Source organism: Nocardioides luteus, assembly GCF_015752315.1.
Classification (GTDB): Bacteria; Actinomycetota; Actinomycetes; order Propionibacteriales; family Nocardioidaceae; genus Nocardioides.
Genome location: NZ_JADOVJ010000001.1, coordinates 2,719,863 through 2,741,443, shown reverse-complemented (window position 1 = coordinate 2,741,443; position 21,581 = coordinate 2,719,863). Strand labels below are relative to the sequence as shown.

Here is a 21,581-nt window from a genome sequence, read left to right as displayed (position 1 = left end):
GCCTACGGCTGGATCGACAGGAACAGGAACGACGCCATCAGCACCAGGTGGACGAACCCCTGGAGCGCGTAGACGCGACCCTGGACGACCGTCAGCCCGGTGACGAAGACCGTGATCACCAGCAGCACGATCTGGGTCGGCTCCAGGCCGAGCACGAGCGGGCCGCTGAGCCAGATCATCGCGACGGCGATGGTCGGGATGGTGAGACCGATCGAGGCCATCGCGGAGCCGTAGGCGAGGTTGAGGCTGGTCTGCACCCGGTCGCGGGAGGCGTTGCGGACCGCGGCGATCGACTCGGGGGCGAGGACGAGGAGGGCGATCACGACGCCGACGACCGCGTAGGGGAAGCCGAGGTTCTTCACGGTGCTCTCGATCGTGGGGGAGAGGACCTTCGCCAGACCGACCACCGAGACCAGGGAGACCAGCAGCAGGGCCAGGCTGAGCCCGGCCTCGCCGGCCGAGGGCGGGTCAGCGTGGCTGTCCTCGTCGAGGTCGACGATCCCCGTCATCCGGCCGTGCTCGTCGCTGGTGACGGGCAGGAAGAAGTCGCGGTGGCGGACGGTCTGGGTGAAGAGGAAGGCGACGTAGAGCGCCAGCGAGGCGATGGCGGCGAAGGCCAGCTGCGAGGGTGAGTACTGCGGGCCCTGCGCGGACGTCGTGAACCTGGGCAGCACCAGGGTGAGACCGGCCAGGGCGATGACGGTGGCGACCGCCGAGCCGGTGCCGGCAGCGTTGAAGCTGACCAGCCCGTGCTTGAGGGCACCGACCATGAGCGAGAGCCCGACGATGCCGTTGAGGGTGATCATCACCGCGGCGAAGACGGTGTCGCGCGCGTAGGTGCTGGTGTTGTCGCCGCCGCTGGTCATCAGCATCACGATCAGTCCGACCTCGATCACGGTCACCGCGATCGCGAGGATCAGCGACCCGAACGGTTCGCCGACCTTGTGGGCCACGACCTCGGCGTGGTGGACCGCGCTGAGCACCGCACCGATCAGCACCGCCGCCACCACGGCGAGGATCGTCCAGTGGTCGTGGCGCAGCCATGCGAACACCAGCACCACCAGGGCGAGGATCGGCACGACCACTGACCACTGCAGGCGGCCCCGGACCGCTGGTGCGCTCATGGGCCGACCCTATCCCGGTGCGGGGCCACCGTCCGGATGCCCGACACGCGCTCGTAGCCTGAGCGGGTGTCCTCCACCTACACCCCTCCGGCAGCATTCAAGACCCGTCCCGACCTGCTGGGGAGGTTCGGCATGGTCGGCTCGACGCACTGGCTGGCCAGCGGCGCGGCGCAGGCAGTGCTCGAGCGCGGTGGCAACGCCTTCGACGCGGTGGTGGCGGGCGGGTTCGTGCTGCACGTGGTCGAACCCCACCTCAACGGGCCGGGCGGCGACCTGGTCGGGATCTTCGCGCCCGCCGGCGGCGAGGCGACGGTGCTGATGGGCCAGGGGCCCGCACCGGCCGGGGCGTCCGTGGAGCACATGCGCGCCGAGGGCCTCGACCTGGTCCCCGGCTCGGGTGCGCTCGCGGCAGCCGTACCGGGGGCGGTCGAGGCCTGGCTGATGCTGCTGCGCGACCACGGGACCTGGGAGCTCGGTGAAATCCTCGCCTACGCCATCGACTACGCCCGCAACGGCCACCCGATCCTGGGTCGCGCGGTCGCCACGATCGCGACCGTGGCCGACCTGTTCCGCGACCACTGGCCCACCTCGGCCGCGCACTGGCTGGTTGACGGCGAGCCGCCGGCACCCGACACGATGGTCCGTAACGAGGCCTACGCGGCTGTGCTCGACCGCCTCGTGGCCGCCGGCGACGGCGCCGGGACCCGCGAGGAGCGCATCGACGCGGCCCGTGCCGCCTGGGGGAGCGGGTTCGTCGCGGAGGCGATCGAGCGGTTCGTACGCACCCCGCACCGGCACTCCTCCGGAACCGACCATTCCGGGGTGATCACGGCGGCCGACATGGCCGGGTTCTCCGCTGCGTACGAGAAGCCGGTGACGACCGAGTTCCGCGGCCACACGATCGCCAAGGCGGGGCCGTGGACGCAGGGGCCGGTGCTCCTGCAGACGCTCAACCTGCTCGAGCCGCTCGACGACGCGCTGCTCGACCCCAGCAACCCGGCCGGTGCGCACACGATCCTGGAGGCGACCAAGCTCGCCTTCGCCGACCGGGACGCCCATTACGGCGACAGTGCCGATCCGGAGGTGATCGCGACCCTCATCTCCCAGGAGTACGCAGCGACCCGCCGCCCCCTGATCGCCGAGGTCGCCTCGACCGAGGTGAGGCCAGGGCTGGGTGCGACGGCCTTCCCGCCGCTGCGTGAGACCTACGACCCGGCCGCCGCCGCGTCGGGCGTGGGGGAACCGACCGTCTCGCGCGACGGCGAGACCCGCGGCGACACCTGCCACATCGACGTCGCCGACCGCTGGGGCAACATGATCGCCGTGACCCCCTCGGGCGGGTGGCTGCAGTCCTCGCCCACGATCCCCGAGCTCGGCTTCTGCCTCGGCACCCGGCTGCAGATGACCTGGCTCGAGCCGGGGCTGCCCTCGACGCTCACGCCCGGCCGGCGGCCGCGCACCACGCTCACCCCGACCCTCGTCCTCCGTGACGGGCACGCCGTCACCGCCGTCGGCTCGCCCGGTGGTGACCAGCAGGACCAGTGGCAGCTGCTCTACCTGCTGCGCACTCTTGTCGGCGGCTATTCGCCCCAGGAGGCCATCGACGCCCCGGCGCTTCACTCGACGTCGTTCCCGGGGTCGTTCTGGCCGCGCACCTGGGTCCCTGCCGGCGCGGTGCTCGAGGATCGGCTCGGTCCTCGGGTCGTCGAGGATCTGCGACGTCGTGGTCACGCCGTCGAGCTGAGTGGCGACTGGTCTCTGGGGCGGCTCTCCGCGGTCACGCGGGATCCTGAGAATGGCATGCTTTCTGCTGCTGCCAATCCTCGGGGCGCGCAGGGGTACGCGGTCGGGCGGTAGGACCCGGCACCGGTGGTCGAGCCGCGGCCCACTGGTGGTCGAGCTTGTCGAGACCACCCTTGAGGAAACCTCGCTTGGCGACTGCTTCTTCGTTTCAGGGTTCGCCGCCGACCCGTTCCTTGAGTGTTTCTCGATCGTGCACCGCGTCAAGGACGCCCTGCGGGCGCCGCTTCGCGGTGGCCTTCGGCCATCCTTGACCCGGCACCCGATCGAGAAAGATTTCGCCTATATCGGGGCGGCGGCGAGAGTGTGGCGCAGCAGCAACGTGACTTGTTCGCGGACTGCATAAATGACTTCTGACCAGCCAAAATGGCTTGCTCTATGGTGCTGTTTAGCATATAATAAGGCACATGTACGAGAACATCGACCGCTTCCTCGACGGGCCACCTCCGGGTGCGTCCGAGCGAGAGCTGGTCGACTGGATCGCTCGACTCGAAGCAGTGAAGTGTCGCGCAGAGGCGGTGCAGGCAGAGGCTTCGGTACGTCTCGAGGAAGCCGCCCGCGTCCGGCAGGCCGAGGCCGGTGCCCCTGCCCGCAAGCTCGGTGAAGGCGTGGCCTCCCAGATCGCGCTCGCGCGACGAGTCTCACCCGATCGGGGTGCGAAGCTGCTCGGGCTGGCGAAAGTCCTCCTCATCGAGATGCCGCACACCTTTGGATTGATGAAGGCCGGGTTGTTCTCGCAGTGGCAGGCCACCATCCTCGCCAGGGAGACCGCCTGCCTCTCCCTGGAGGACAGGCGGGTCATCGACCACGAGCTCTGCGCACCTGGGCCGAGCGGGCAGCCGGCGAAGGCAGCGGCGATGGGGCTACGCCAGCTCGAGAACGCCGCCAAGAAGCTCGCCATCACCCTCGATCAGGCCTCCGTGGTCGCCCGCGCCGCCAGCGCTGAGAAAGACCGGCGGGTCAGCCTGCGGCCGGCACCGGACACGATGACGTGGCTCGGTGCGCTGTTGCCGGTCAAGGACGGCGTCGCGGTCTTCGCGGCCCTGGACCAGGCGGCCAATGCCGCCCGTGCCGCCGGCGACGAACGGACCCGGGGCCAGGTCATGGCCGACACCCTCGTCGACCGCGTCACCGGACGCAGCAGCGCCGGGGCGAAACCGCGGATCGAGGTCAAGATCGTCATGACCGCCGACGCCCTCACCAACGACAGCGACCAGTCAGCCATGGTTGAGGGATACGGCCCCGTCCCCGCAGCCTGGGCCCGCGAGGAACTGGCCGATGCCGAGGTGTTCGTGCGCCGGTTGTTCACCGACCCCGCCGGGCAGCTGGTTGCGATGGAATCCCGCTCGAGGAAGGCACCCGACGGGCTGGCCGAGTTCGTCATCACCCGGGATGGCGGGATCTGCCGGACCGTCGGCTGCGACGCCCGATCCGCAACATCGACCACATCGAGCGTCACGCCGATGGCGGAGAAACCAGCGCCCAGAACCTGCAGGGCTTGTGCGAACGATGCAACCAGGCGAAAGAAGCCATCGGCTGGCAAGCCCGACCCGGACCCCGATGGCAGCATCACCACCATCACACCCACCGGCCACACCTATGTCAGCCCACCACCCGAACACTGGCAGCCGCACCCATCACCCCTGTCCCGGGCAGAGTTCACGCTGCGCGACGTACTCCTCGATCACACCCTTGCGGCCTGACGACCAGGCAGGCTCGAGGCTTCGAGAACTTTCTTCGGATCAGTGCTTGACCCTGACGCTACGTCAGCCCTGCACGCTTCTTCCACGGCCCCAAAACAGGGAGCCGAAACCACCGAAGAAAGAAGCAGAACATGAACAACATCCTCACCCGGCTCATCGGCGACAAGAAGGACTGGAAGCGCATGGAAGCCCGTGCCAACGAGCTCCCCGCCGACTACCGCACCGTGTATGCCGAGATGAAGAACTACATGTGGCGCTTCACCGCCAGCGACGGCATGGACATCGTCGACATCCTGCGCGACATCCTCGACCTCTTCGAGACCGAAGCCGCTGCCGGCCGCAGCGTCGTCGAGGTCACCGGCACTGATCTGGCCGCGTTCTGCGACGCCAGGCTGCCCGAGCAGCAGGACGTCTACCGCGCCAAGCTGCGCGCGAACCTCAACAAGGTCGCCGACAAGCTCGCCTGATGTCCGAAAACGTAAGAGCCCCGCTGGCGTCTCGGGTCACCAGCGGGGCAAGAACAATGTTGCCGCATCACCAAAGAGGTTGTCACCCCTTTTCGAGAAATTCTGCAGAATTTTGCATTGCAGAGTTCTGTGGCTCGTCAGGAGCTGCTCAGATGACCGCCCCGACGTCCTTGGCCACGATGTTGTCCATGGCGCGCTCGGCGATGGCGGCGATGGTCATCGACGGGTTGCAGGCGCCGGTGGTGCCCGGGATGAGAGCGCCGTCGAGGACGTAGAGGCCGTCCTGGCCCATGACCCGCCCGTCGAGGTCGCACACCGTGCCCATGTTGGCGCCGCCGAGCGGGTGCCAGGTGCTGTTGACGATGGTGTTGGTGTCGATCAGGGCACCGAGCCCGCCGCTGATCTTGGAGACCCGCTCGTGGATGGCCCGGTAGCTCGCCGCGTCGCCGCCGAAGGGGAAGCGCAGGCTCACCGAGTCGGTCAGCGAGCTGTAGCGGAAGCTGCCACGGTCGGCGCTGACCCCGAAGCCGACCAGCATCGTGCCGCCCAGGTCGAGGCCGAGGGGGAGCGGCGGTAGCGACGCCTGGATGACGGTGTTGGCCGTCGTCGGGTCGGCCCACTCCTGGCTCTGGTAGACGACCGGCCCGCCCTGCGTACCGGTGAGGTCCTCGTCGAAGGGGCGCCACATGTAGATCCGGTCGCCGTTGGTGCCCCAGCCCTGGCCGAGCTGCTCGGGAAGGTCGGGGATGGTCCCGGTGGCCGCGGCGCGGACCAGGAGCTTGCTGGTGTTGAGCGAGCCCGCCGCCATGATCAGCGCCCCGGTGGTCATGATCTTCTGCTCGACCGCGTCGCCGGTGTCGTCGGTGCGGTCGACGTGGACCTCCCAGCGACCGTCCGCGGCGCGGGCGACCGAGGTGACGTTGTGGCGGGTCGCGACATGCACGAGCCCGGTGGCCTCGGCCTGCTTGATGTAGGTGACGTCGACGGAGTGCTTGCCGCCGTTGTTGACGCCGAGGGCACAGTCGCCGTTGGTGTAGGACGGTGCCATCTCGCCGCGCAGCTCCGCGAGCGCGTAGGACCAGTCGATCGGCATCGGGATCTTCCGCAGGTCGTAGCCGGCGGCTCGGACGCGCGCGCCGAACGTACGCGAGACCCGGTAGTTGTCCGAGGCGATCAGCTCGTCGGGCGCGGTCGCGGCGCCGAGCATCCGGGCGACGCGCGGGTAGTGGACCCGGTCCATGAGGTCGTAGTCGAGCTCGTTCGGGAACCAGGTGTTGAAGACCTCCGCGGAGGGTTGCAGCGTCATGCCCTGGTAGACCAGCGAGCCGCCGCCGACCCCGGCCGCGCACATGGCGAGCATGTTCTGGCCGAGGACCGGCTCGAGCAGACCGACGTACGGGCCGAAGTTCAGCGGCGTGCCGAGCAGCGTCTGCAGCGGCTTGAGCGCCGCCGGCGCGGTGGTGTGGAACAGCACCCGCTTGTCGAGCGAGCGGATCGTCGGGAAGGTCTGCGCGTCCGGACCTGTCGGCCAGCGGCGACCGCGCTCGAGCACGGTGACCGGTACGCCCGCCTCGGCCAGCCTCAGGGCGGCCACGCCGCCGCCGAACCCGGAGCCGATGACGACCGCGCGGTGCTCCTCCCGAACCAGTCGTACGCGGCGGGGCGAGGCGGCCGCGGCCGGACCGGGAAACAGCCCGGTCGCAGCGGCGCCGGCCGCACCCGCGGCCCCGGCGAGGAACGTACGTCTGGTGGCAGATGTGGACAACGAGGACATGGTCAAGGGGGCTCCCTCGGCTCGCGGATCGTCGGCTGTTGCCGCGTAAGAGTTGACGAACTGGCCTGGTGTGTCAAGGCTCACGGCGCCGTTCTGGACAACTGTGTCCGGTACGCGACACCTCGCCGAGCGGGCGACCCAGCAACGCAGGCGGCGCAACCACAGCCATGTAGGCTGACGGCACTTCCAACAGCTAAGGACGATCTGAACCCCGATGGACGGACCGCAACCCGGCCAATATCCATGCCCGCCGTCTGATTCGAGGCTGTACCGAGCGAGGTCGGCTCGATGACCGAGGTCCTGTTCATTCTCCTGGCGCTGCTGCTCGTCGCCGCCTGTGGCGTCTTCGTGGCGGCCGAGTTCTCCTTGGTCACGGTCGACCACTCCCAGGTGGAGATGGCCGCGGAGCAGGGTGACAAGCGTGCCCAAGGCGTACTGCGCGCGATGAAGGAGCTCTCCAGCAACCTCTCCGGCGCGCAGGTCGGCATCACCGTGACCAACCTCGGCATCGGCTGGATGTCGGAGCCGGCGATCGCCGAGCTGATCGACGCGCCGCTGCTCGCCACCGGACTTCCGGAGGGTGCGGTGACGCCGATCGCGCTGACCGTCGCGCTGATCCTCTCGACCATCGTGACGATGCTCTTCGGTGAGCTCGTCCCCAAGAACCTCGCGCTGGCGCTGCCGCTGCAGACCGCCCGCGTCACCCAGGGACCGATGCGGGCCTTCACCCGGATCATGCGCGGGCCGATCAAGGTGCTCAACGGCACCGCCAACGCCATCGTCCGCCGCCTCGGCATGGAGCCACAGGAGGAGCTGCGCTCGGCGCGCAGCTCGGCCGAGCTCTCCTCGCTGATCCAGCGCAGCGCCCACGAGGGCACCCTCGACGCCGACACCGCCGAGCTGATGGAGCGCTCGGTCGAGTTCGGCACCCGCACGGCCGGCGAGATCATGACCCCGCGCGTACGCGTCCACAGCCTCGACCACAACGACCGCGCCGAGACGCTGATCGAGCTCACCCGGCGTACGGGCAACTCGCGCTTCCCGGTGCTCGACGACAACGAGGCCGTGGTCGGCACGGTGCACGTCAAGGCCGCCGTGGCGCTGCCGGTGCACGAGCGGCCCACGGCCAAGGTCAAGCACCTCATGGTGCCGCCGGTCGTGGTGCCCGACTCGCTGCGGCTGGATCCGCTGATGGCGCTGTTGCGCGCGGAGGGGTTCCAGCTGGCCGTCGTGCTCGACGAGTACGGCGACCAGGCCGGCATCGTCACCCTCGAGGACGTGATCGAGGAGATCGTCGGCGATATCGCAGACGAGCACGACCCGCTCAGTGCCCGGGCCCGGCTGCGCCGTGACGGCGGCTGGTCGCTCTCGGGGCTGCTGCGCCCCGACGAGGTGGAGGACATCACCGGCGTCGCCCTGCCCGAGGGGGAGGACTACGACACCGTCGCGGGCCTGATGCTGAGTCTGCTGGGCCGTATCCCCGAGCGCGGTGCGACCGCCGAGCTGACAGTGCCCGGCAACCCGCCGCCCGACTCCGATGACGACGACGTCTACGCGAGGTACGTGAAGCTGACCGTGGAGGTCATGGACGGGCGCAGGATCGACCGGATCTCGATGCAGGTGATCGGCTGATGTCGACGACGATGGGGCTCCTTCTCGGCCTGGTGCTGCTGCTCGCCAACGGCTTCTTCGTGGGCTCGGAGTTCGCGCTGGTCTCGGCCCGGCGCAGCCAGATCGAGCCGGCCGCGCAGGCCGGGTCGCAGATGGCCCGGATCACGCTGCGGGCGATGGAGAACATCAGCTTGATGATGGCCGGCGCGCAGCTGGGCATCACGGTCTGCTCGGTGCTGCTGCTGGCGATCACCGAGCCGGCGCTCGCGCACCTGCTCGAGCCCGGCTTCGACCTGATCGGCCTGCCCGAGGCGTTCCACCACCCGGTCGCGTTCGTGATCGCGATGCTGGTGGTCACCTACCTGCACGTGGTCATCGGCGAGATGGTGCCGAAGAACATCGCCCTGGCCGGCCCGGACAGGGCCGCCCTGGTGCTCGGCCCGGCCATCTACGCGGTCGTCTACGTGCTGCGGCCGATCATCGTGGCCTTCAACTACGCCGCCAACCTCTGCATCCGGGCGCTCGGCATCGAGCCCAAGGACGAAGTGAGCTCTGCGTTCACCCGTGCCGAGGTGGCCGCCATGGTCGAGGAGTCCCGCGGCGAGGGGCTCCTCGAGGAGGACGAGTACGGCCGCCTGACCGGCGCGCTGGGCTTCACCGAGAAGACGGTCGCCAAGGTCACCATCCCGATCGCCGACTGGACGATCGTGCCGCGGGGTGCCTCGGGCGCCGACATCGAGGCGGTGTGCGCCTCGACCGGCTACAGCCGGTTCCCGGTTGCCGACGACGGCGGGGACCTGGTCGGCTACCTGCACATCAAGGACGTGCTCGAGCCCGACGAGGCACGCCGGCGTCAGCCGGTCCAGAACAAGTGGATCCGCCCGTTCGCGACGGTCACGCCCGACGACGCGCTCCACGAGACGCTCGAGACGTTGCAGCGCCGCGGCGCCCACATGGCCCGGGTCGTTCGCGAGGACGGCAGCGCCATCGGACTGGCGACGCTGGAGGATGTCATCGAGGAGCTCGTCGGCGAGATCCGCGACGCCGCCCATGCCGATGACTCCACCCCTGCCGAGTAAGCACTAGGGTTTGTCCGTGCCGCGTCTGGTGACAGAGGAGAGCCTGCAGATGCCCAACCGTCGATCCGGTGATCCCCGCCTGCAACATGGCCGGGGCTCGCGGCAGCGACCGCCGGGCTCGGCAGACCGCAACCAGCCCGTGCTCGGCAAGCTGCTCAGCATCCTGCGGCTGGTCTACGCCCCGGTGGTGCTGTGGGCGGTGATGATCGCCGAGGACGACACGATCGCGCTGGCCGCGTTCGGCCTCGCGGTGGTCACCGATCTGCTCGACAGCTGGCTGAACCGCAAGCAGCTCGGCGGCCGCCGCGCGGGAGAGCTGCTCGACGTGGTCGCCAACACCGTCTTCGTCCTGGCCGCGACGCTCGCGCTCTGGCAGATCGATGTGATCCCGTGGCCGATCGCGCTGCTGGTGCCGCTGCGGCTCGTGGGCCTGCTCGCGATGATCCCGGCGCTGCGCAGCCGTGGGGTGCGTACGCTGCCGGTGCATCTGCTGGGCAAGGTGGCCGCCTTCTGCCTGCTGGCCTCCTTCCCGCTGCTCTACCTCAGTCACGACATCCCCGAGCAGCTCGACCTCGGCCTGGAGCCGAGCCTGCCGATCCAGGTGGCGCAGGCGTTCGGCTGGGCGTTCGCGCTGTGGGGGATCCTGCTGCTGTGGTGGAGCCTGGTCCTCTACGCCCAGGAGGTGCGTCGCCTGATGGCCACGACCCCGCCGCTGGAGAAGGGCGGGTCGGCCCGTGCCTGACGAGATCCCTGGCGAGGACCTGCGCGCCTACGTCACCAAGCCGCTGCTGGACCGCATCACCGACCAGTCGATCGACTCCGACTACAAGGCCGCAGCCGCGCGGCGGGAGCCCTCGGCGGAGGAGCCGGGCCGGCGGCGCCGACCGGGCGTGTGGGCGATGGTGGTCGTCGGGCTGTTCGCGCTGCTGGCCACCACCGCGGCGGTGCAGACCTCCCGCAACGAGGACATCCGCCAGACCAGCAGGCAGGTCCTGGTCGACCGCATCGAGCAGCGCCAGGACCGGATCGCCGACCTGCACCGCCAGATCTCCGCTCTCCGGGAGGACAACCAGCGGAGCGAGGGGTCGCTGAACTCGCTCCGTCTTCGGGCGAAGTCCGCCTCCTCGACCGCGGTCGGGACCGCGGAGGAGACCGGGTTCGCCCCGGTGACCGGCTCGGGGATCAGGATCACCATCGACAACGCCGCCGACGGCAACGAGGGCGGCACCGTCCGCGACTACGATCTCGCCGTGATCGTCAACGGACTGTGGGAGGCGGGGGCCACCGCCGTGTCCGTCGACGGCCAGCGGGTCACCGCGCGCAGCGGCGTGATCACCTCCGGTGCCACGCTCCGGATGAACGACGTCTCGCTCTCGCCGCCCTATGAGGTGTCGGCGATCGGCGACACGCGTACGCTGGCCGCACGCTTTGCCGAGACGGTCTCCGGCGCGATGATCCACACGACGACGCAGGACTACGGGATGCCCTACGACGTCGAGAACATCGACCGGCTGACCCTGCCGGCGGCGCCGGCCGACCTGTTGGAGCTGACCCAGCTGGGGGCCGACTCCGACAAGGGCTCGAAGCGCAACGACAACAACGACGAAGACACCGAAGAGAACAGCGAAGGGGACCGCGAAGAATGATCGCCGTCATCGGCCTAGTGATCGGCATCGTGCTGGGACTGTTCTTCCAGCCCGAGGTGCCTGTCGGTCTGGCGCCCTACCTCCCGATCGCCGTCGTCGCCGCGCTGGACGCCGTCTTCGGTGCGTTGCGGGCGTTCATGGACGGCATCTTCGACGACAAGGTCTTCGTCGTCTCGTTCATCAGCAACGTCGTCATCGCCGCCGGCATCGTCTACCTCGGTGACCGCCTCGGTGTCGGTGGCCAGCTGTCCACGGGCGTGATCGTCGTCCTCGGTATCCGCATCTTCACCAACGTCGCAGCCATCCGGAGGCACATCTTCCATGCCTGACCGGAAGAGGAGGCCACCGGTGAAGCGCACCGCGGCCAAGCGGACCCCCGCGAAGAAGGCACCGGCGAAGAAGCCCGCCACCCCGGCGGAGGAGGCCGTCGCCGAGGACGTCACCACGCCCGAAGCCTCGGACGAAGGTACGCAGCCTGCTGAGCAGGAGCCCACGGAGTCTGCCGAGACGACCGACGCCGCCGACGCCCCGGACGCCGAGGAGCCGTCGGAGACGGAGGTGGCCGAGGAGAAGGCCGAGGAGGGTCAGGAGGCCGGGGCCGACGAGGCCGCCGACCAGCCTGATCAGCCGGTCGCCGAGGAGGGTTCCGAGAAGGAGCCCGAGGAGTCGGACGACGTCGAGCCTGTCGAGCCCGTCGACTTCGTCGAGCCTGACGAGCCTGCCGCGTCGACGACGGCGGAGGATCCGGCGGCCGAGGACGTCGAGGATGCCGACGAGGTGGACGAGGCCGACGCCGCGGAGCCCGACGAGGTCGAGGACGCGACCGGCGACGAGCACGCCGAGGAGAACACCAAGGTCGCCGAGGCCGAGGAGCTGCCGACGACCCAGAAGGCCGATGAGCCCGATGAGTCCGACGAGCCGGAGAAGGAGCCTGAGGAGGAGCCGGCGCCGCTGGTCGGCCGAGCCCGCCTCTTCGACGCGCTGACCCACTTCCGGCGTGGCCAGGTGGCCGTGGCGGTCCTGCTCTGCGTACTCGGCTATGCCGCCGTGGTGCAGGTCCAGACGAACACCGAGGACTCGACCTACGCCGGCCTGCGCGAGCAGGAGCTGATCGACATCCTCTCCGGTCTGGCCGGCACGACGCAGAAGGCGCAGGAGCAGATCGAGGAGCTCGAGGCGACCCGCGACGAGCTCGAGGACCAGACCCTCCAGCAGCAGACCGCGCTGCAGCGCGCCGAGGAGCAGGTGGACACCCTCCGGGTGATCGCCGGGACGGTGCCGGTCAGCGGGCCGGGCATCACGATCGAGATCGACCCCGGCGCCGACCCGCTCCGGCTGACCGCCCTCCTCGACCTGATCGAGGAGCTGCGTACGAGCGGTGCCGAGGCGATGGAGATCGAAGGGGGCGACGGCGAGGCCGTACGCCTGGTCGCGTCCACCTCGATCGAGGTCAGCCAGCCCGCTCCCGGCCTCAACGTCGGCGGCGAGCTGATCAGCCCTCCGTACCGCCTCCAAGTGATCGGTCCGCCCGACACGCTGGCGGGTGCGATCGACTTCTACCAGGGCCCGCAGGACCAGCTCGAGGAGCAGGGCGCGGAGGTAAAGGTCGAGTCGGAGGAGAAGATCGACATCGAGTCGATTCACACCGTGTCCCGCTGACCGTTTCGTCGGTGGAGCGCAGTAGGGTTTCGTCAACCGGCTTGCGGGACGATCTTCCGTGGCCAGACCAGTACGCCTGATGAGGAGATGCCCGTGTACCCCGAGGACCTGAAGTACACCAGCGAGCACGAGTGGCTGCGCAACCCTGGCGAGACCGAGGGCTCCGTACGGATCGGGATCACCAACTACGCCCAGGACGCCCTCGGCGACATCGTCTACGTCTCGATGCCCGCGCTCGGCGACACGATCAAGGCCGGCGAGAGCTGCGGTGAGCTGGAGTCGACCAAGTCGGTCAGCGACATCTACGCGCCCATCTCGGGCGAGGTCGTCGCGGTCAACGGCTCGCTCGACGCGACGCCCGAGCTGGTCAACGACGACCCCTACGGCGGTGGCTGGCTCTTCGAGGTCGCCCCGGCCGATCCTGCCGAGCTGGAGAGCCTCCTCGACGCCGCGGCGTACGAGGCATCGCTCGACGCCTAGGCCCCTGCGCTAAGAATTGGCGCAGCCCAACCGAACACCTGGGCCGACCTGATAGGTTGCGGATACATCCCTCAACGTGAACTTGAGGGTGTGTGCCCGGCCCTCGATGAACCTGGAGCTACAAAATGTCCGTGTGCCCCGCTTGCGGCAGCCAGAACCCCGACGAAGCGCGGTTCTGCTCGCAGTGTGGCGTAAGCCTGACCGGGACCGACCAGACCTCGACGATTCAGCTCGGGGCTGACGCCGACACCTCCGACCGGGTGCTCAGCCCGATCGAGGCGGCCACCGTCGAGGCCCTTCCGCGCGGCAACGGCATGCTCGTCGTTCAGCGTGGTCCCGGCGCCGGAAGCCGCTTCCTGCTCGACCAGGACACCGTGGTCGCGGGTCGCCACCCGGACAGCGACATCTTCCTCGACGACGTCACCGTCTCGCGTCGCCACGCCGAGTTCAAGCGCACCGGCGACACCTTCGAGGTCTCCGACGTCGGCAGCCTCAACGGCACCTACGTCAACCGCGACCGCATCGAGAACGTCGTCCTCAAGGACGGCGACGAGGTGCAGGTCGGGAAGTTCCGGCTCGTCTTCTACGCCGGGCACGAAGGGGCGTAGCCGATGGCCGCCGCCGCGATGCCTGACCCTCAACGGCCGGCTAGCGACTCGGGGGAGCGGCTCAACATCGGGCAGGTCCTGGACCAGCTGCGTCCTGACTTTCCCACGGTCACGATCCCGAAGATCCGGTTTCTCGAGGACAAGGGACTGATCAAGCCGGAGCGCACTCCCGCGGGCTACCGCAAGTTCTCCCGCCGCGACGTGGAGCGGCTGCGCTACGTCCTGCGGATGCAGCGTGACCACTACCTGCCGCTCAAGGTCATCGGCGAGCACCTCGACGCGATCGATCGCGGCCTCGAGCCGCCGGCGATCGAGCCGACCGTGCCCACCGTCCCGACGGTCGCCCTCACGCCCGACGGCGCGCCGGGGGCGGAGTCGTTCCGGCGCACGGACCACATGCGGATCTCGCGACGCGAGCTCCTCAAGATCGCCGAGGTCGACGACTCGCTGCTGACCGAGCTGGAGAAGATGGCGCTGGTGGTGCCGCTGCGCAGCGGCCACTACGACACCGACGCCCTGGCGATCGCGCGCACCGCCAAGGAGCTGGCCGAGTTCGGCATCGAGCCCCGTCACCTGCGCGGCATGAAGGCCGCCGCCGACCGCGAGGTGGGTCTCATCGAGCAGATCGTGGCGCCGCTGCGGCGCCCGGGCAACGCCGGGGCGCAGGGCCGGGCCGAGGAGATCGGCAGCGAGATCGCCGCCCTGGCGGTCCGTCTGCACGCCACCTTGGTGAAGTCCGGGCTGCGCGCCCGCTGACCGGGCTGCTGTCGCGACCCGGAGACGGGTAGGGTGGATGACATGCGCGAGGTCGATGTGCTCGGAGTCCGAGTCGAGATGCCCTCCAACCAGCCGATCGTGCTGCTGCGCGAGGTGGCCGGTGAGCGATACCTGCCCATCTGGATCGGCGCGGTGGAGGCGACCGCGATCGCCTTCGCCCAGCAGGGCGTGGTGCCGCCGCGGCCGCTGACCCACGACCTGCTCAAGGACGTCGTGGAGGCGACCGGCAACGAGCTGACCGAGGTGCAGATCACCTCGGTCACCGACCGCGTCTTCTACGCCAACCTGGTCTTCGCCTCGGGCGTCGAGGTGAGCGCGCGGCCCTCGGACTCGATCGCGCTGGCGCTGCGTACGGGGACCAAGATCGTGGTCGCCGACGAGGTCCTCGACGAGGCCGGGCTCGCCGTCCCGGCCGAGCAGGAGGACGAGATCGAGAAGTTCCGCGAGTTCCTCGACGAGATCACTCCCGAGGACTTCGAGTCCCACTGAGAGGTCGCGGCTGGATCATTCGTCCAGCGCGAGCATCGCCTTCTCGTCGACCGTGTCGGACTCCGCCTGGTAGACGATCATCCGCTGGCCGCCGGTGCGGGCCAACCGCATGACCTCGTAGGTCAGTGTCATCCGGCCGACCCGCGGGTGCTCGAACGTCTTGGTGCCACCGCTGCGCTCGCACACGTCGTAGCGCTCCCAGATCTCGGCGAACTCGGGTGACTTGAGGAGCAGCTCGCCGACGAGCGCGGCCAGGCGGGGCGAGTCGACGTCGGTGCCGCCGACGGCACGTAGGTTGGCGACCGAGCTCGACACGGTCGCGTACCACGGGTCGAGCAGGTGTCGCCCGACCGGGTCGAGGAAGAGGTAGCGGGTCAGGTTCCGGTGCTCGCGGGGACCGTCCCACAGGCCCGGGTAGAGCCGCCGGGCCGGACGGTTGGCCGCCAGGATGTCGTTGTGGCGGCTGAACACGAAGGCCGGCAGCGGCCGCAGCGTCTCGAGCATGACGAGGACCGAGGGACGTACGGTCGTGTCGGTCGTCGCGCGCGGCTCGCTGAAGCGTCCCGAGGCGACCTCGGCGAGCTCGTGCAGCCGCTGGTGGGCATCGCCGGTCAGGCGGAGCGTACGTGCCAGCGAGTCGAGCACGGCGGTCGACGGGTTGGTCTCCCGTCCTCGTTCCAGCCGGGTGTAGTAGTCGACGGACACGCCGGCGAGGGCAGCCAGCTCCTCGCGTCGCAGCCCAGGCGTACGCCGCACGCCCGTGCCCGCGGGCAGACCCGCTTCCTCCGGGGTCACCCGTGCCCTGCGGGCGCGCAGGTAGCGCCCCAGCTCCGTCGCAGCCATGTCGCTCATCCTCACCAGTGTGCCTCAGGACCGGTTCGTGTGAGGGGCCGTGTCATACCCACCCCTGGCAGCACCCCGGCGCCGCGCGGTCTGCCTCACCCGCCGCCGCGCGACCAGACTCCTCGGTGATGCGGGCGGCCGCACTCGGAGCCGCCCGCACGTCGACCGGAGGAGGAACCCGATGACCGTGCTTGCGACCGAGGCATCGAGCGGAGGTGCGGCGGCCGCCCGGCCGGGGAGCGTTCGGGCCCTGCTCGCGGCGCTCCTGGGCTTCACCGTGATCACCGTCGACGTCTCTGCGGTGAACATCGCGCTGCCCTATCTCCACCGGGATCTCGGTGGCGGGATGGTCGGCCTGCAATGGGTAGTGGATGCGTACACCTTGATGTTCGCGGCGCTGATGCTCTCGGCGGGCGCGGTGACCGACCGGTTCGGTCCGGTGCGGGCCTACACGCTCGGGGTGGTGCTGTTCACGGCCGCGTCCCTGGCCTGCGCGGCCGCCCCGCTGATGCCCGTGCTCATCGCCGCGCGGGTGCTCCAGGGTGCTGCCGCCGCGCTGGTGATGCCGGCGTCGCTGGCGCTGGTCCGGGTCGCCTACGACGACGCGAGGGCCCGAGCGCAGGCGATCGCTGTGTGGACCATCGGAGGGTCGGCCGCCATGGCGGTGGGCCCGGTGGCCGGGGGACTGCTGAGCGAGTACGCCGGCTGGCGCTGGGTCTTCCTGGTCAACGTCCCGATCGGGGTCCTCATCGTGGCCCTGCTGGCAGGCCTGCGGTTCCGGCCGGTGCGTCGCCGGGCGCCGCTCGACCTCCCGGGCCAGGTGCTCGCCGTGGTGGCGCTGTCCGCGCTGACGTACGCCGTGATCGAGGCCGGCCACACCGGCTGGCACTCGGGAGCGCTGGTCGCGGGGGTGACGTCGGTCGGGGCGGCCCTCGCCTTCGTCCTGGTCGAGCGCCGCTCGCCGGCACCGGTGCTGCCGCTCGGCCTGATCGCTCGCGGAAGGGTGGCGGTCACGCTGGTCTCCGGGTTCGGCGTGAACTTCGGGTTCTACGGCGGGGTCTTCCTGCTCGGCCTCTACTACCAGCAGGTGCGGGGATGGACCGGTGCCGAGGCGGGGCTGATGTTCGTCGTCCCGGCGGCGCTGACCACCTGCGCGAACGTGGTGGCACCGCGTCTCGCGACGGTCATCGGGCGGCGGCCGCTGATCGTCGGTGGCCAGCTGATCCTCGCAGCGGGGATGCTCGTCCTGCTCCCGGTGACGGAGGCGACTCCGGTCTGGCTGGTCCTCGTCCTGCTGGTTCCGCTCGCCACCGGTGGTGCCCTGGCCATCACCGTCGTGACCGCGGAGCTGATCGACGCCGTCGAGCCCGCGCGGGTGGGGGTCGCGACCGGTGCGCTCAGCACGTTCCGGCAGACCGGAGGCGCGATCTCGGTCGCGGTGTTCGGGGGACTGGCTGCCGGTGCCAGCGGGGCCCTCACCCTGCCCGGGATGCGGGCGTGCCTCCTCGTCGGAGCCGTCGTGCTGGTGCTGACCGCTCTGATCGCGACGGGCAGCGGTCGAAAGCCTCATTCTCTACATGAGGGTTAGGCTGGACGACACGCCGGAGGGGGTTCTTTGACCAGGGCCCTTGCGGCGCTTACCTTGTAGTTGTCTCTGTTGTAACTCCAACGGTGTGGTCCCCCCGCCGCAGCCGTTCATTCCCCGAGTGGAGTTACGCACAACGGAGTAGACGATGGAGGACATCGTGTTCGACCACGAGCAGAAGCCCGGCGCCGACGACGCGCAACGCGCGGCGGAGCAGGCCGACGAGCAGGGACTTCTCTTCACCGACGATGTCTCGCCACTGCCGAGCGACACCGGTTACCGCGGGCCGACCGCCTGCAACGCCGCCGGGATCAGCTACCGCCAGCTGGACTACTGGGCGCGCACCGGCCTCGTCGAGCCGAGCGTGCGCGGCGCCACCGGCTCCGGCACCCAGCGGCTCTACTCCTTCCGCGACATCCTGATCCTCAAGGTCATCAAGCGACTCCTCGACGCCGGCATCTCGCTGCAGCAGATCCGCGCTGCGGTGCACCACCTGCGTGAGCGTGGCACCGACGACCTGACCCGCGTCACCCTGATGAGCGACGGCGCCTCGGTCTACGAGTGCACCAGCAACGACGAGGTCATCGACCTCCTCCAGGGCGGTCAGGGCGTCTTCGGCATCGCCATCGGCGGTGTCTGGCGAGAGATCGAGGGGACCCTCTCCGAGCTTCCCAGCGAGCGTACGACCGACGATGGCGAGCAGGTCGCCTCGGCGTCCGACGAGCTGGCCGCCCGCCGCGCCGCCCGCAACGCCGGGTGACGTAGGACTCAGTCGACACCAGGCCCCGAGGCCCCGCAGAGGCGGGACCTCGGGGCCCTGTCCTTTATGCTGGTGGTGCTGACCATCCCGCACGGGAGAGCCCCAACTCGTTGGGGCGCCGAAGGGGCAATTCCTCCCCGGAAACTCTCAGGCACCCACGACTGTGCGGACCAGGCAACTCTGAAGCGGCGAAGGCGCGGTGACAGAGGGGGAGGGCTTACGAGTTGTCTTAGATGCCCTCAGGAGCCACTGTGTCCGACACGCCCACCTTGTCCGAGCTCGACGCCGCCTCCCCGTTCGTGGAGCGCCACGTCGGACTCTCGGCCGCCGACGAGGCGACCATGCTCGCGCGGCTCGGCTACGACTCGGTAGCAGCGATGATGGATGCGGCCGTTCCGGCCGGGATCCGGTCCGTCGAGTCGCTGGACCTGCCCGCCGCGCTGAGCGAGGCGCAGGTGGCCTCGCTCGCTCGCGAGATCGCCGCCTCCAACAAGCCCGGCGAGGCGATGATCGGCCTGGGCTACCACGCCACCGTGACGCCGCCGGTGATCCGTCGCAACGTGCTCGAGGACCCGAGCTGGTACACCGCCTACACGCCCTACCAGCCCGAGATCTCCCAGGGCCGTCTCGAGGCGCTGATCAACTTCCAGACGATGGTCGGTGACCTGACCGGTCTGCCGGTGGCCAACTCGTCGCTCCTGGACGAGGGCACCGCGGCCGCCGAGGCGCTGGCCCTCGTGCACCGGGCCAACCGGAAGGGATCCGGGCCGTTCGTCATCGACGCCGACGCGCTGCCGCAGTCGATCGAGGTCGTCAAGGTCCGCGCCGAGGCGATGGGCCTCGAGGTCGTCGTCGCCGACCTGTCCCAGGGCCTGCCCGAGGGTGATGTGATCGGCGTGCTGGTGCAGTACCCCGGCGCGTCCGGCCGCGTGCCGGACCTGAAGCCGATCATCGAGGCCGCCCACGAGCGCGGCGCGCTGGCCGTCGTCGCGGCCGACCTGCTCGCGCTGACCGTCCTGGAGGCGCCCGGCGCGCTCGGCGCCGACGTCGTGGTCGGCTCGACCCAGCGCTTCGGCATCCCGCTCTTCTACGGCGGTCCGCACGCCGGCTACATGGCCGTCCACGAGGGGATCGAGCGGCACCTGCCCGGTCGCCTGGTCGGCGTCTCCGTCGATGCCGAGGGGCGGCCTGCGTACCGGCTCGCGCTGCAGACCCGTGAGCAGCACATCCGCCGCGAGAAGGCGACCTCCAACATCTGCACCGCGCAGGTGCTGCTGGCCGTCGGCGCGTCGATGTACGCCGTCTACCACGGCCCCGCCGGGCTGAAGACGATCGCGACCCGCACCCACCGCTACGCAGCCGTGCTGGCCGCCGCGCTCCGGTCGGCCGGGCTCCCGCTGGTCTCGGAGACGTTCTTCGACACGCTGGGTGTCACCGTGCCCGGGCGCGCGGCCGACGTGGTCGCCGCGGCGCGTGGGTTCGGCGTACATCTGCGTCTCGTGGACGCGGACACGGTTGGCATCTCGACCTCCGAGGCGACCACCCGCTCGACCCTGTCGGCCGTGCTCAACGCGTTCGGCGTCTCGGGCGTGGACCTGGAGGAGATCGACCGCACCACGGCGAGCGCGCTGCCCGACGGCCTGGTCCGCATCACCGACTACCTCACCCACGAGGTCTTCAACGCGCACCACAGCGAGACCCAGATGCTGCGCTACCTGCACAAGCTGGCCGCGCGCGACTACGCGCTCGACAAGGGCATGATCCCGCTCGGCTCGTGCACGATGAAGCTCAACGCCACCACCGAGATGGAGCCGATCTCGCTGCCCGGCTTCGCCGACCTGCACCCGTTCGTCCCGGCCGAGGACGCCGCCGGCTACGCCCGGCTCGTCGGCGAGCTCGAGGGCTGGCTCGCCGAGGTCACCGGCTACGACGAGGTCTCGATCCAGCCGAACGCCGGGTCGCAGGGTGAGTTCGCCGGGCTGATGGCGATCCGTGGCTACCTCGACGCGCAGGGCGAGGGCCACCGCAACATCTGCCTGATGCCGTCCTCGGCCCACGGCACCAACGCCGCCTCGGCCGTGATGGCGGGGATGAAGGTCGAGGTCGTGAAGTCGTCCGAGGACGGCACCGTCGACCTCGACGACCTGCGGGCCAAGCTCGACGCCCACGGCGAGAACGTCGCCGCGATCATGGTGACCTACCCCTCGACCCACGGGGTCTACGAGGAGGGCATCACCGAGGTCTGCTCGCTGGTCCACGAGGCCGGTGGTCAGGTCTACATCGACGGCGCCAACTTCAACGCGCTCCTGGGCTACGCCAAGCCCGGTGAGTTCGGCGGCGACGTCTCCCACCTCAACCTGCACAAGACCTTCTGCATCCCGCACGGCGGTGGTGGCCCGGGTGTCGGTCCGGTCGCGGTCCGCTCCCACCTGGCTCCCTACCTGCCGTCGCACTCGCTCCACCCGGACGCCTCGAAGCGCTCGGGCATCGGCGCGATCTCGGCCGCTCCCTACGGCTCGGCGGGCATCCTGCCGATCTCGTGGGCCTACGTCCGGCTCATGGGCGCCGAGGGCCTGACCCGGGCGACGTCCGCGGCGGTGCTGTCGGCCAACTACGTGGCTGCGCGCCTCAACGAGCACTTCCCGGTGCTCTACCGCGGCGATACCGGCCTGGTCGCGCACGAGTGCATCCTCGACCTGCGGCCGATGACCAAGGAGACGGGTGTCACGGTCGACGACGTCGCCAAGCGGCTCATCGACTACGGCTTCCACGCGCCGACGATGTCCTTCCCGGTCGCCGGCACGCTCATGGTCGAGCCGACCGAGTCCGAGGACCTCGCCGAGCTCGACCGGTTCATCGACGCGATGATCGCGATCAAGGGCGAGATCGACCGGGTCGCGTCGGGGGAGTGGACCGCCGAGAACTCGGTCCTGCGCGGCGCCCCGCACACCTCCCGGGCGCTCGTGGGTGAGTGGGACCGCCCCTACTCGCGCGAGGAGGCCGTCTTCCCGCGCGGCATCGACCCCGACAAGTACTGGCCGCCGGTCGCCCGTATCGACAACACCTACGGCGACCGCAACCTGGTCTGCTCGTGCCCGCCGGTGGAGTCCTTCGCCGAGTAGGCGCGAGGCGTCACGTACGTCGGCCGAGCCGTCACCCAGGTGACGGCTCGGGCG

Annotated in this window: 19 protein-coding genes and 1 riboswitch; of the genes, 16 read left to right on the top strand and 3 right to left on the bottom strand. The window is 70.0% G+C overall.

Going from position 1 to position 21,581, the window contains the following annotated elements; all coding sequences use genetic code 11:
* Positions 1–2: 2 nt before the first annotated feature.
* Positions 3–1,124 carry a calcium:proton antiporter gene (locus tag HD557_RS13235; protein ID WP_196874196.1) on the bottom strand — a complete coding sequence of 374 codons (1,122 nt, stop codon included), beginning with the start codon at positions 1,122–1,124 and terminating at the stop codon, positions 3–5.
* Between the two features lie 66 nt (positions 1,125–1,190).
* On the opposite strand from HD557_RS13235, the gene HD557_RS13230 reads away from it, so the two are divergent.
* The 3 genes from HD557_RS13230 to HD557_RS13220 all read left to right on the top strand — a co-directional run bounded on the left by HD557_RS13230 (position 1,191) and on the right by HD557_RS13220 (position 5,094).
* Positions 1,191–2,981 (top strand): gamma-glutamyltransferase family protein, encoded by a 1,791-nt coding sequence (locus tag HD557_RS13230; RefSeq protein WP_445321541.1) that lies wholly within the window; start codon positions 1,191–1,193, stop codon positions 2,979–2,981.
* Between the two features lie 1,177 nt (positions 2,982–4,158).
* Positions 4,159–4,677, top strand: a complete 519-nt coding sequence (locus tag HD557_RS28230; protein WP_374221699.1) for an HNH endonuclease — start codon at positions 4,159–4,161, stop codon at positions 4,675–4,677.
* Positions 4,678–4,758: 81 nt separating this feature from the next.
* A complete protein-coding gene (locus HD557_RS13220) occupies positions 4,759–5,094 on the top strand; it encodes a DUF1048 domain-containing protein (RefSeq protein WP_196874195.1) in 336 nt (111 codons plus the stop codon).
* 148 nt (positions 5,095–5,242) lie between these two features.
* Here HD557_RS13220 and HD557_RS13215 read toward each other — a convergent pair whose 3' ends face one another.
* Positions 5,243–6,859 carry a GMC oxidoreductase gene (locus HD557_RS13215; RefSeq protein WP_231380277.1) on the bottom strand — a complete coding sequence of 539 codons (1,617 nt, stop codon included), beginning with the start codon at positions 6,857–6,859 and terminating at the stop codon, positions 5,243–5,245.
* Positions 6,860–7,156: 297 nt separating this feature from the next.
* On the opposite strand from HD557_RS13215, the gene HD557_RS13210 reads away from it, so the two are divergent.
* From HD557_RS13210 to HD557_RS13165, 10 genes are all read left to right on the top strand, one after another.
* A complete protein-coding gene (locus HD557_RS13210; RefSeq protein WP_008359533.1) occupies positions 7,157–8,500 on the top strand; it encodes a hemolysin family protein in 1,344 nt (447 codons plus the stop codon).
* Entirely contained in the window at positions 8,500–9,558 is a 1,059-nt protein-coding gene (locus HD557_RS13205; RefSeq protein ID WP_196874193.1) for a hemolysin family protein, read from the top strand. The genes HD557_RS13210 and HD557_RS13205 overlap by 1 nt, the downstream gene beginning before the upstream one ends.
* A 49-nt stretch (positions 9,559–9,607) precedes the next feature.
* Positions 9,608–10,300: a CDP-alcohol phosphatidyltransferase family protein gene (locus HD557_RS13200; RefSeq protein ID WP_196874192.1), complete on the top strand. Its 693-nt coding sequence runs from the start codon at positions 9,608–9,610 to the stop codon at positions 10,298–10,300.
* Positions 10,293–11,204, top strand: a complete 912-nt coding sequence (locus HD557_RS13195) for a DUF881 domain-containing protein (RefSeq protein ID WP_196874191.1) — start codon at positions 10,293–10,295, stop codon at positions 11,202–11,204. Before HD557_RS13200 ends, HD557_RS13195 begins: the two co-directional genes overlap by 8 nt.
* Positions 11,201–11,533: a small basic family protein gene (locus tag HD557_RS13190; protein WP_008359542.1), complete on the top strand. Its 333-nt coding sequence runs from the start codon at positions 11,201–11,203 to the stop codon at positions 11,531–11,533. The genes HD557_RS13195 and HD557_RS13190 overlap by 4 nt, the downstream gene beginning before the upstream one ends.
* A 19-nt stretch (positions 11,534–11,552) precedes the next feature.
* Entirely contained in the window at positions 11,553–12,863 is a 1,311-nt protein-coding gene (locus HD557_RS13185) for a DUF881 domain-containing protein (RefSeq protein WP_196874190.1), read from the top strand.
* Between the two features lie 93 nt (positions 12,864–12,956).
* Positions 12,957–13,343, top strand: a complete 387-nt coding sequence (gene gcvH / locus HD557_RS13180; RefSeq protein WP_008359548.1) for a glycine cleavage system protein GcvH — start codon at positions 12,957–12,959, stop codon at positions 13,341–13,343.
* Positions 13,344–13,468: 125 nt separating this feature from the next.
* Positions 13,469–13,951 carry an FHA domain-containing protein gene (locus HD557_RS13175; RefSeq protein WP_008359550.1) on the top strand — a complete coding sequence of 161 codons (483 nt, stop codon included), beginning with the start codon at positions 13,469–13,471 and terminating at the stop codon, positions 13,949–13,951.
* Between the two features lie 18 nt (positions 13,952–13,969).
* Positions 13,970–14,707, top strand: a complete 738-nt coding sequence (ftsR, locus tag HD557_RS13170) for a transcriptional regulator FtsR (protein WP_196876402.1) — start codon at positions 13,970–13,972, stop codon at positions 14,705–14,707.
* Positions 14,708–14,749: 42 nt separating this feature from the next.
* The gene (locus HD557_RS13165) at positions 14,750–15,217 is read left to right on the top strand and encodes a bifunctional nuclease family protein (protein WP_040755456.1); all 468 of its coding nucleotides are present in this window, start codon (positions 14,750–14,752) and stop codon (positions 15,215–15,217) included.
* A gap of 15 nt (positions 15,218–15,232) precedes the next feature.
* On the opposite strand, the gene HD557_RS13160 is transcribed toward HD557_RS13165, so the two are convergent.
* Positions 15,233–16,060: a helix-turn-helix transcriptional regulator gene (locus tag HD557_RS13160; protein ID WP_196874188.1), complete on the bottom strand. Its 828-nt coding sequence runs from the start codon at positions 16,058–16,060 to the stop codon at positions 15,233–15,235.
* Positions 16,061–16,241: 181 nt separating this feature from the next.
* On the opposite strand from HD557_RS13160, the gene HD557_RS13155 reads away from it, so the two are divergent.
* The 3 genes from HD557_RS13155 to gcvP all read left to right on the top strand — a co-directional run bounded on the left by HD557_RS13155 (position 16,242) and on the right by gcvP (position 21,527).
* Positions 16,242–17,648 (top strand): MFS transporter, encoded by a 1,407-nt coding sequence (locus tag HD557_RS13155; RefSeq protein ID WP_196874187.1) that lies wholly within the window; start codon positions 16,242–16,244, stop codon positions 17,646–17,648.
* 145 nt (positions 17,649–17,793) lie between these two features.
* Positions 17,794–18,405, top strand: a complete 612-nt coding sequence (locus tag HD557_RS13150; RefSeq protein ID WP_008359558.1) for a MerR family transcriptional regulator — start codon at positions 17,794–17,796, stop codon at positions 18,403–18,405.
* 82 nt (positions 18,406–18,487) lie between these two features.
* Positions 18,488–18,579, top strand: a riboswitch (glycine riboswitch).
* Positions 18,580–18,638: 59 nt separating this feature from the next.
* Positions 18,639–21,527, top strand: coding sequence for an aminomethyl-transferring glycine dehydrogenase (gene gcvP, locus HD557_RS13145; protein ID WP_196874186.1), 2,889 nt, complete (start codon positions 18,639–18,641; stop codon positions 21,525–21,527).
* Positions 21,528–21,581: the final 54 nt, after the last annotated feature.